The organism is Noviherbaspirillum sp. (assembly GCF_036846085.1).
Lineage (GTDB): Bacteria > Pseudomonadota > Gammaproteobacteria > Burkholderiales > Burkholderiaceae_D > Noviherbaspirillum.
Window position 1 is genome coordinate 1 of record NZ_DAIUCO010000213.1, and the last position, 9,549, is coordinate 9,549.

General features: G+C 62.1%; 9 protein-coding genes. 6 read left to right on the forward strand and 3 right to left on the reverse strand.

Annotation, left to right across the window (positions count from 1 at the left end; translation table 11 throughout):
- The first annotated feature begins 181 nt into the window (after positions 1 to 181).
- Positions 182 to 1,105 (forward strand): hypothetical protein, encoded by a 924-nt coding sequence (locus V7080_RS19880; RefSeq protein ID WP_334190131.1) that lies wholly within the window; start codon positions 182 to 184, stop codon positions 1,103 to 1,105.
- Between the two features lie 243 nt (positions 1,106 to 1,348).
- Here V7080_RS19880 and V7080_RS19885 read toward each other — a convergent pair whose 3' ends face one another.
- Positions 1,349 to 1,948, reverse strand: a complete 600-nt coding sequence (locus V7080_RS19885) for a short chain dehydrogenase (RefSeq protein WP_334190132.1) — start codon at positions 1,946 to 1,948, stop codon at positions 1,349 to 1,351.
- 133 nt (positions 1,949 to 2,081) lie between these two features.
- Here V7080_RS19885 and V7080_RS19890 point away from each other — a divergent pair, with 133 nt between their 5' ends.
- The 4 genes from V7080_RS19890 (at position 2,082) to V7080_RS19905 (ending at position 4,918) form a co-directional block, all read left to right on the forward strand.
- Positions 2,082 to 3,005, forward strand: coding sequence for a LysR family transcriptional regulator (locus V7080_RS19890; RefSeq protein ID WP_334190133.1), 924 nt, complete (start codon positions 2,082 to 2,084; stop codon positions 3,003 to 3,005).
- A gap of 122 nt (positions 3,006 to 3,127) precedes the next feature.
- Entirely contained in the window at positions 3,128 to 4,120 is a 993-nt protein-coding gene (locus V7080_RS19895; protein ID WP_334190134.1) for a 2-dehydropantoate 2-reductase, read from the forward strand.
- Positions 4,121 to 4,224: 104 nt separating this feature from the next.
- Entirely contained in the window at positions 4,225 to 4,512 is a 288-nt protein-coding gene (locus V7080_RS19900; RefSeq protein ID WP_334190135.1) for a hypothetical protein, read from the forward strand.
- 4 nt (positions 4,513 to 4,516) lie between these two features.
- Positions 4,517 to 4,918, forward strand: a complete 402-nt coding sequence (locus V7080_RS19905) for a hypothetical protein (protein WP_334190136.1) — start codon at positions 4,517 to 4,519, stop codon at positions 4,916 to 4,918.
- Between the two features lie 221 nt (positions 4,919 to 5,139).
- On the opposite strand, the gene V7080_RS19910 is transcribed toward V7080_RS19905, so the two are convergent.
- A complete protein-coding gene (locus V7080_RS19910) occupies positions 5,140 to 6,852 on the reverse strand; it encodes a YsnF/AvaK domain-containing protein (protein WP_334190137.1) in 1,713 nt (570 codons plus the stop codon).
- Positions 6,853 to 7,253: 401 nt separating this feature from the next.
- On the opposite strand from V7080_RS19910, the gene V7080_RS19915 reads away from it, so the two are divergent.
- Positions 7,254 to 8,168 carry a delta(1)-pyrroline-2-carboxylate reductase family protein gene (locus V7080_RS19915; protein WP_334190138.1) on the forward strand — a complete coding sequence of 305 codons (915 nt, stop codon included), beginning with the start codon at positions 7,254 to 7,256 and terminating at the stop codon, positions 8,166 to 8,168.
- On the opposite strand, the gene V7080_RS19920 is transcribed toward V7080_RS19915, so the two are convergent.
- Positions 8,120 to 9,421, reverse strand: a complete 1,302-nt coding sequence (locus V7080_RS19920; RefSeq protein ID WP_334190139.1) for a cytochrome P450 — start codon at positions 9,419 to 9,421, stop codon at positions 8,120 to 8,122. The two genes, V7080_RS19915 and V7080_RS19920, sit on opposite strands and share 49 nt — an antisense overlap.
- Positions 9,422 to 9,549 lie beyond the last annotated feature (128 nt).

A 9,549-nucleotide genomic window follows, 5' to 3' on the forward strand; every position in this document is an offset into this window, starting at 1 on the left:
GCCTGCTGAACGGTCTGCGCCTGCAAGCGCAGATGCGTCCTGCAAGGAGGGGTGTAAAGGTTGATCAACTGCATGCGATTGCTCGACCTCACCACCCCCATCCCAACCTTCCCCCTATGAGGGGGAAGGAGCCCTCCGGAGATGGCTCGAAAGACGGCGACACGAACAAAACTGCACACCCATGACCTTCCAAACACCCCTCTCCCTCTGCGGCCCGCTGCGGCAACCGCGACAAATGCTGGCCGAACAGGAATACAGCGGCCACACCTCCATCCATGACGACGCCATGGCCGAGAAACTCGGCTTTCGCGCCGGGCCGATCGAAGGACCGACCCACTTCAGCCAGTTCGTTCCCCTGCTGGCGCACCTGTGGGGCAACGCCTGGTTCGAGCGCGGTTGCTTCTCCTCGCATTTCCAGAACATGGTGGTCGAGGGCGAATCGGTGCGCGCCTTCGTCGAGCTGCCCGCGCCGGGCGCCACGCAGGCGCGGGCATGGGCCGAAAAGGGCGATGGCACGCCTGTTCTCGAAGCCAGCGCCAGCCTGGGCCCGGATCACGGAACGACGTTGCTGGAGCAGCGCATGGCGCAGCTGCGTCCGCCGGAAAAGCTGGTGATCCTGTCCGACCTGCACGTGGGCATGACCGGTGCGCAGGATGAACTGGTGCGCATGGATGCCGACCAGCACATGGGCAAGCTCTATCCCTTCTCGCTTGCGCAGAAACTCCAGCGGATCACGGAGCATTCCTCCTGGTATGCCGACGGCGCATCTTCGCCATGGGGCCGGGCGATCATTCCGCTGGAAATGGTGAGCGTGCTCGCCGAGTACACCAGCCCGATGGCGAAGTTCCCGGTGAAACATCCTGTCGTCGGCCTCTTCGCCGACCAGGAAATCCGCATGGTCGAGGGGCCGCTGTTCGTCGGCGAAACCTACCTGATCCGGCGCGAGGTCGTTGCACTGTCGGAAAGCAAGCGCACCGAATCCTACTGGGTGCGCACGCGCATCTTCGACGAGGCGGGCCAGCGCCTCAAGGCGGAGATGCTGCTCAACCATGCGACGCTGAAGCATTCGTATGCGGGATATGAAGCGGCGCGGAATGGCGGCTGAGAGCAGGCACATGCCGCGCGTGTGACTTCTTTGTTCAATTTTATTTGGTGTTCACTTTGCGTGAACACCAATGACGACTGAACATTGCCTGAAAACACGATGAAGCTGCCGAGGTGATTTTTCGCTTTCGGGATACCGGGGCGATTTGACTGCGGGAAAGTTTTACGATGCCTGATCCGACATGTGCATGGCCGGTCGCGAAATCGTTGATAACGCATACATGGTCGCCTTTCCGGTAAAGCACTACCAGACCCGGATCACCTTCCCTGTCTGCAGCCCGTCCACGCTCTTCACATACGCCAGCGCGACCCGGCGGGCCGGTACTGGCTCGAAGCCGTGGAAATACGGTCCGTAGGCGTCCATCGATTCCTTCAGCACCGACGGATTGACGACGTTGATGCGCAGGCCGCGCGGCAGTTCCAGCGCCGCGGCACGCGCGAAGCCTTCCACCGCCGCGTTGACGGTCGTCGCATTGACGCCGAAACGGATCGGCTCATCACCGACGATGCCGCTGGTGAGCGTGATCGAGCCGCCCTCGTTCAGGTAATGCTGCGCGGCCAATGCCACGTTCACCTGCCCCATCAGCTTGTGCTGCAGGCCGATGCCGAACTGCGCCGGCGTCATGTCGGACAGCGGTCCGAAATGCAGGTCACCGGCGGTGACCACCACGCCATCCGCTTTCCCGACGCGCTCGAACAGATTGCGCACGCCGGCGATATCGGTGATGTCGACCTGGTGCTTGCCGCTGGTCCTGCCGACTTCGATGATGTCGTGGCGTGCGCCGAGTTCTTCCACGACTGCCCGACCGATGGTGCCGCTGGCGCCGATTACGATGATGTTCATACTGCCTCCTGAGTGAATGTTGGCTGCGTCGCCGCGACGGTGCGGCGTTGTCAGTGAGGCCATTATCGATTGCACATCCAAGAGAATAAATGCGCTAGCATGAACAACATTCATAACCAATGGTTTGCAATTCATGGACAAATTGCTGAGCATGGAAGTGTTCGTGGCGGTGGTGGACAAGGGCAGCTTCACCGCGGCGTCCGAAGCCTTCAACATCTCGCCGGTGATGGTGGGCAAGCACATCCGCAGCCTGGAGGAGCGGCTCGGCGCGCGTCTGCTGGCCCGCACCACGCGGCGCCAGCGCCTGACCGAGATCGGCCAGCGCTATGCCGAACGATGCCGCCTGATCCTGGCCGATATCCGGGCCGCCGAATCCGGTGCGGAGGCGATGCGGACCGCGCCGCGCGGGATGCTGAAGGTCAACGCACCGGTTTCCTTCGGCACCCAGTGGCTGGCCCCCGCCATGACGGATTACCTGGCCTTGCATCCGGAAGTCAGCCTCGACCTGCAACTGAATGACCGGGTGGTGGACCTGGTCGAGGAAGGTTTCGATGCCGCCATCCGCATCGGCGTGCTGGATGATTCCGGCATGGTGGCGCGGCCGCTGATGCTCTACCGGATGCTGATCTGCGCATCGCCGTCCTACCTCGAACGTGCCGGCATCCCGAAGACGCCGCGCGACCTTGCCGCCCATCAATGCCTGGATTACAGCCACTGGAACAAGCGGGTGCGCTGGATGCTGAACGATGAGGACGGCGACGCGCCAGAGCTTCCGGCCACCCGTTTCCGCTCGAACAACGGCCAGGCGCTGCGGATGGCGGCCCTGCGCGGCTATGGCGTGGTGATGCAGTCCGAAGTGCTGCTGGGCGAAGACGTCGAGGCGGGCAGGCTCGTGTCGCTGCTCGAGGCCTACGTGCCGGTGCCGCGGCCGATGCACCTGATCTATCCGCACGACCGGCAGCCGACGCCGAAGCTCACCACCTTCATCGACTTTGTACTGGAACGCTTTGGACCGGAAGGGCAATCGGCCAAACCGGCAAGGCGCCGGTACAAGTGACGGAATCGGGAACGGACGTGCGGGATCACATCCGGCCGCGCGCCTGTCCGGTGATTGACGGCCTTGGGCATTCAGGCGCTTTCCCTTATCCTGACGGAGAGACATTTCATACGGAGCTGGAGATGAAGATTGCGGTGTACGGTGCCGGCGCGGTCGGCGGATTGATGGCAGCGCGGCTGGCCGCGATCGACGGCGCTGCGCGTCCTGAAGTGAGCGTAATCGCGCGCGGCGCCACGCTGGCGGCATTGCGCTCGCACGGCATGCGGGTGCAGGAAGCGGACCGCTTGCGCACCGTGCCGCTGCGCGCGGAAGAGGAACCTGCGGCGCTCGGGATACAGGATGTGGTGATCGTCGCCGTCAAGGCAACTGCGCTGGCCAATGTGGCGGCACGCATTGCGCCGCTCGTCGGACCCGACACCCTGGTAGTGACCGCGATGAACGGGGTGCCGTGGTGGTTTTTCGACCATCCGTCGCTGCCCTTCGCAGGCACCCGGCTGCGTTCGCTCGATCCGGACGGCGTGTTGCCGAAAGCGATGCCGACACGACAAGTGATCGGCTGCGTCGTGCATCTGTCCAGCACCAGCCCGGAACCCGGCATGGTGCGCCCCGGTTTCGGCAACCGCCTCATCATCGGCGAACCCGCCGGCGGCATGTCGGCGCGGCTGGAACGGTTGGCGCTCCTATTGCGCGACGCCGGTTTCGACGTCGAGACGAGTGCCGATATCCGCACCGACATCTGGTACAAGCTGTGGGGCAACATGACGATGAACCCCTTGTCGGCCATCACCGGCGCCACCTGCGACCGGCTCCTCGACGATCCGCTGGTGCGCAGCTTCTGCCTCGCCGCGATGCGCGAGGCCGCCGACATCGGCGCGAAGATCGGCTGCCCCATCACGCAAAGCGGCGAGGACCGGATGGCGGTGACGCGCAAGCTCGGTGCCTTCAAGACATCGATGCTGCAGGATGCCGAAGCCGGCAAGGCGCTGGAGATCGATGCCCTGGTCACGGCGGTGCAGGAAATCGGGGAAATGGCCGGTGTGGCAACGCCGACCATCGATGGACTTCTTGGATTAGTGCGCGTTTATGCGCGCACACGAGGCCTGTATGGGGCATGATCCCTATTGCAGCGTGACGAAAAACATTCGTGTGCAGACTCTCCCGAACTATGGAACCAAAGCGGCTTGAGTTTCTCTATAGAACTTTGAATTGCGGAAACATAATGAACCTGCACAACCTGCTCGCTTCGGTACAGACATGGGGATGCTTTCTGATTGGCTTGATATTCAGCGCCATCGGCTGCATGTCTGAAGGCGGAACGCATGCCGGCACATTCGATCATTTTCTGCTGATCACCGGCAGCTTGCTGATGTTTGCGGGGTATTGCGCCGCATTCGCCCGCGACGCGCAGGCAGGCGTACGGGCCGAAGCAGGCAGATATGCGCGCGAACGATCGGAGCCTGCCGCGCATCTTATGAACATGGCATCCGGACAAATTCGAGACAGGTGATTCAATGGCAACAAACTGGATTTCGGCACTGAAGTTGGTCCCTTGGGCGGACGTCGTCAAGAATGCGCCCTTCGTCGCGGACAGCGCGAAGAAACTATGGAAGTCTGTCGCAAAGGAAGAAGCGGCGCCCGCACAGGCTCCGGTCGAAACCGTGCAGGCACTGTCGCCGGAGATGCAGGCATTGCAGGAAATCGACAGCCGCATCGCCTTCCTTGAAAGCAAGGTCACGACCTTGCAGCAGGAGATGGTATCGTCCGCCGAATTGATCACGGCACTCGCGGATCAGAATGCGCAGCTCATCAAGACGACTGGCGAGTTGCGCTCGAAAATGCGGCTGATAATCGGCGCGGTGAGCGTGTTTGCGGTGGGAACGGTTATTTCGCTAGTGGTTCTTTTTGTGCGGTAGCGCGACCAGGCCGTAGACACCGCCGTAGAGTTCCTTCCCTTTAAAAGGTGGAAGGATCTCTACAGCGAAACCAATTCAGCCCTTCAGTTATTCAGTTGCACTTAAACCTACCCATACATTCAGCCCCTGACAAAAAAAAGCCAGTCCATTGCTGAGACTGGCTTTCCAAGAACATCAGAATGCCGGCAGCAACCTGCACCACCGGCAATGCATCACGTCAATCAGTGACGGCGATTTCCGCCGACGCGCTCGGCGCCGTACCGGACCGCATCCTTCACCTTGTCCCAGGTGCTGCCAGGATGGTTGGACTCCCAGTCGCTGCGCAGTTGCGGTTCCACATCGGACCACTGGGCATTCTGATAGCGGCCGCTGCCGGCTGCCGTCGACCCGTAGCGATAGGCGGCGTCATAGTCTTCATAACGGCCGCCCGACGAACCATAGGCAGTCTGCCAATGGCGGCGGTAGTCGGTGTCGTCGTCGAGGGTGCTGCGGGTCGTGCCTGTGGTGCCTGTCGTTCCCGACGTGCCAAGCTGCTCCACCTCGACCTCCGTCCTGCGCACCGTATCGCTGATCTGCTCGGTCCGCTGCGACACTTCCTTGCCCACCACGACTTCCTCGACCACGCGTGCCGTCTTCGATACGACGGCTTCCTCCGACGTTTCGCGCAGCTCGATCGAACCTTCCTTGAATGCAGCCAGCTGGGCATCGGTTGCCGGCCTGTCGACAGGATGGCGCTCGACGTTGACGTGCTCTTCTCGCAGCGTCACCGACTCGTTGACCGGCCGTTCCGTCATGCGGCGGAACACCCGCACGCCGCCACGCTGCACCTGGCGCTTGCCGACTGCGAGTTCTTCCTGGATGACCGGAATGCGTGATGTTCCCTCCGTGGTGGTGGCGGCAGGCCGTGCCTGTGTGTAGGCGCTGCGTTCGGTGGTGATCTGGTCGCCGGTGTAGCGCGGCGCGCTGGCATCGTAGCCGGACCATCCCTGCTGCTTCCAATGGCTGGCGCGTTCGTCGATATCGACGGCGTTGTGACGCGCCATGATCTCGGACGCACGGTCGGCATCATCGTCGGTCGCGGAATCCACGGTCACCACATAGCTGCCGCGGCGTACCGATTCCGCATACACATCGTGATGTTCCTTGTGCTCGTCGCCGCCGAACAGCGAACGGAAGAATCCGCCGATGCCGCCGGCACTATGCGATGTGCCGGTTGTGTCCGATGCGGTGGTCGCGGTCGTGTCCGTTGCCGATTCGTTTTCCGGATTCATCTGCACATTCGAGCGCGCAAATCCCGCGGCGAGCAATGCCTGCACCGTGTTATCCGCGTCGGTGTAGTTATCGTACACGCCAACCACGGTGTGTCCGCCGCCGGTGCCCAGGGTGTCCGCATCGGCGCCCGGGCCGTAGATATGTTCGCCGTTGCTGCTGCGCCAGTGCTGGTGCAGGTACGCGGCATCTTCATCGGAACGCGGCTTCACGCCCATCAGGATGCCGCCTTCCTTGAGGCCGCTCTCGTAATGCTTCACGCGTTCCTCGGGAATGCCCCATCCCACCAGCGCACCGAGCAGGCCGCCGGTGGCGGCGCCTGCGCCCGCGCCGGCCGCCGCAGCGGCCAGAGGGCCGGCGATGACCAGACCCACGCCCGGTATGACCAGGCTAGCGCCGGTAGCGGTGATGGCGGCAATGACTGCGCCCAGCGTACCGCCGACCGCACCGCCGATACCGGCGCCTTCAGCAGCCTTGTTGCCGAGTTCGCTCGTTGAGCCGTCGGAAAAATGCCGCTTCCGAGTTTCATCGGACATGACGACATTGATGTCATCGTGGGTATAGCCGCGATCGGAAAGACCTCGATACGCACGTTCAGCGCTGTCCTTGTCACGGAAGAGACCGGTCAGCATTCCGGAGTCGTTTTTCGTAGTTGTCTTCATCATGCAATTCCTTTTTCAAGTCGATTGAAAATCGGTGGGATTTTGCCGCCGGCTATTTCTGCACCACCCTGTTCTACTTATATTTCTGTCCCGTGCATCGCCGCTGGTGTGTTAAGAAACGTTGTTTCCTGCAAGGCGCCATGTCGAATTCTTTTTACAAGATCGTCTGCAGGTGTTTTTCATGCGACTGTGAAACAGGACATGAGCGGGTGGTTCAGATGCAATTCGGCCGGTATTAAAATCGCAAGGGTTTGTATGAAGTCAAAAATGCATGATTAGTTCCTGTATGTTGCAAGTGGTATAAGAACGGTGCGACCATGTGTACCGACCGCAAGCAAACAGCCACACGTTCCTTCACGAAACCTTCCGTTTCTTTCCATTCAATTCCATTTATCTCCGACACGATGCACATATTCAACGCTGCCCAGACGGCGCATCTGCTTCCCTATACCAGGCTGGTACCGGCAATAGCGGAGGCTGCGCAAGACTATGCAAACGGCAGCATTGCTGCGCCCGAACGGCTGGTGGTGCCGATCGAAGAAGCCGGCGTACTGCTCGCGATGCCTGCCATCGCACAAGACATTGGGGTGACGAAATTGATCACGGTGCATGGGGACAACGCCCGTCACGACCTGCCCGCCATACAAGGGGAAGTGATCGTTTTCGATAGCAAGACAGGACGCCGGCATGCGATGCTCGATGGACCGACGGTGACGGCGCGACGTACCGCAGCAGTCACCTTGCTGGGCATCCAGTTACTCGCGCCTGCCGCGCCGGTCTCCGCCTTGCTGATCGGCACCGGCGTGCAGGCGGCGGCGCATGCCGATGCCCTCATCGAGTTTTTCGGCGTGACGCGCTTGTTCGTGGCAAGCCGCAGCGAACATCATGCACAGGCGTTTTGCGATGCGCTGCGGTTGCGGCATGCACAGGCCTCAGCCTTTCCGATCGGTTCGGCCGACATCGCGGCGCGATGCCAGGAAGTCGATGTCGTCATTGCACTCACGACAGCCACCGTGCCGGTGATCCCGGCGCAGTTGCCGCCGGCCACGATGGCGATCGGGGTGGGCGCATTCAAGCCGGAAATGGCCGAGTTGCCCGCCGAGCTGCTGCATGCGCGCGGCGTGGTGGTCGATCACCTCGCCGGCGCGCGGCACGAGGCGGGCGATCTGCTGCGGGCGAATATCGACTGGAGCAAGGTGCGTGACCTGGCAAGCGTGATCCGGAACGGGATCACGGACAAGTCACCGGTACCGGTCCTGAAAACCGTCGGTCACGCGGCATGGGATCTTGCGGCGGCGCGGGTGGCTACCGGTGCTTGAGGCGTCGACTCCAATCGCTCGACATCGCTGATGATGAAGCGGCTGGCCGGTATCGCCGGCATCCGCGACAGGCTGATGCGCAGATCCTGCCGGGGCACCTGATAGCGCATCGACGTGGTCAGCATCCTGACCGCCATCTTCGTCAATTCGATGGTGGTCGTTTCACCCGGGCATCGATGCGTGACGCGGACATCGCCGCCGCCTTGCGGAATGAAGTTGTAGGCGCTGCCGTTCCAGCGGCGGAAACGTTCGGGGCGAAATTGCTGCGGTTCGTCCCAGATGCGGGGATCGTGGTTGGTGCCGAACATGTCCAGCAACACCCAATCGCCTTGCGCGAAATGACGGCCGCGCCAGTCGAACGGTTCGATGACATTGCCGCCGATCAGCGGAAAGAACGGATAGAAGCGGCGCACTTCCTGCACAAAGCATTCCAGCGCGTCCGCATCGCCCGAGGCAAGCCACTCCCGCGTTTCGGGATATTCGTGCAACGCCAGCGCGGCGAAGGTGACGTAGCGCGCCACCGCTACCGTGGGCCGCAGGAGGTTGATGATTTCGACCGCCGCCACCCGGGTATCCAGCATCGCACCGTCTGCATCCCGATGCGAAACCACGGCGTCGATTGCGCAACCGTGCGGGACGGTGAAATGGCCGGCACGCACCGCTTCCACCACGCTGCGCATCCAGTCCTCGGTACGGGAACGCAGCATCATGCCTTTCCAGCTCCGCGGCCCGATGCTTCCCGCGCCGTCGATCATCATCGCGAATTCGCGCGTGCGCTGCGCCGTCCCCGCATCCGTCAGCGGTACGCCGGCCCACTCGCATACCGCGGCGCACAGGATACGTTCCGCTTCCTCCTGCAGTACGACATGGTCCCTGCGCTGCCAGTCATCGATGCGGGCAAGCCAGTGCCGCTCGGCGAGCGACACGAGGCGCTGCACACTCTCCGGCTGCAGCACCGACAGAAACATCTGCTTGCGCACCCGGTGCGCTTCGCCGTCACGCATCATCGCGCTACCCATGTCCTGCAGCAGCATCGCCGCGGTAGGCGGCATCGCCATCTTGCGGGTGAAGCGGCCGGGTTCATAAAACATTTTTGCGGCATCCTCGCCGAACGCGCAGACGGCATTGCGCAGCATCAGGCGGGTTTCAAAAGCATCGGTCCGGTAGCGCTTGCAGCGGTTGCCGACAAAGGTGTAACCCTCGCGGAGAAGAGCAAGGGAGTTGTCGAGAGTGGGATCGCGGGGGATGGCCATGATGAATGGCTAGGGTGAAGTAGTACGCGTAAAGACTGCCCGTAAAGCGCAAAGGCTTCTGAAGGATGAGTTGTCGTGATTTCACGGCACTGAATGGCTCCTTCCCCTTGCAGGGGGAAGGGTGGGAT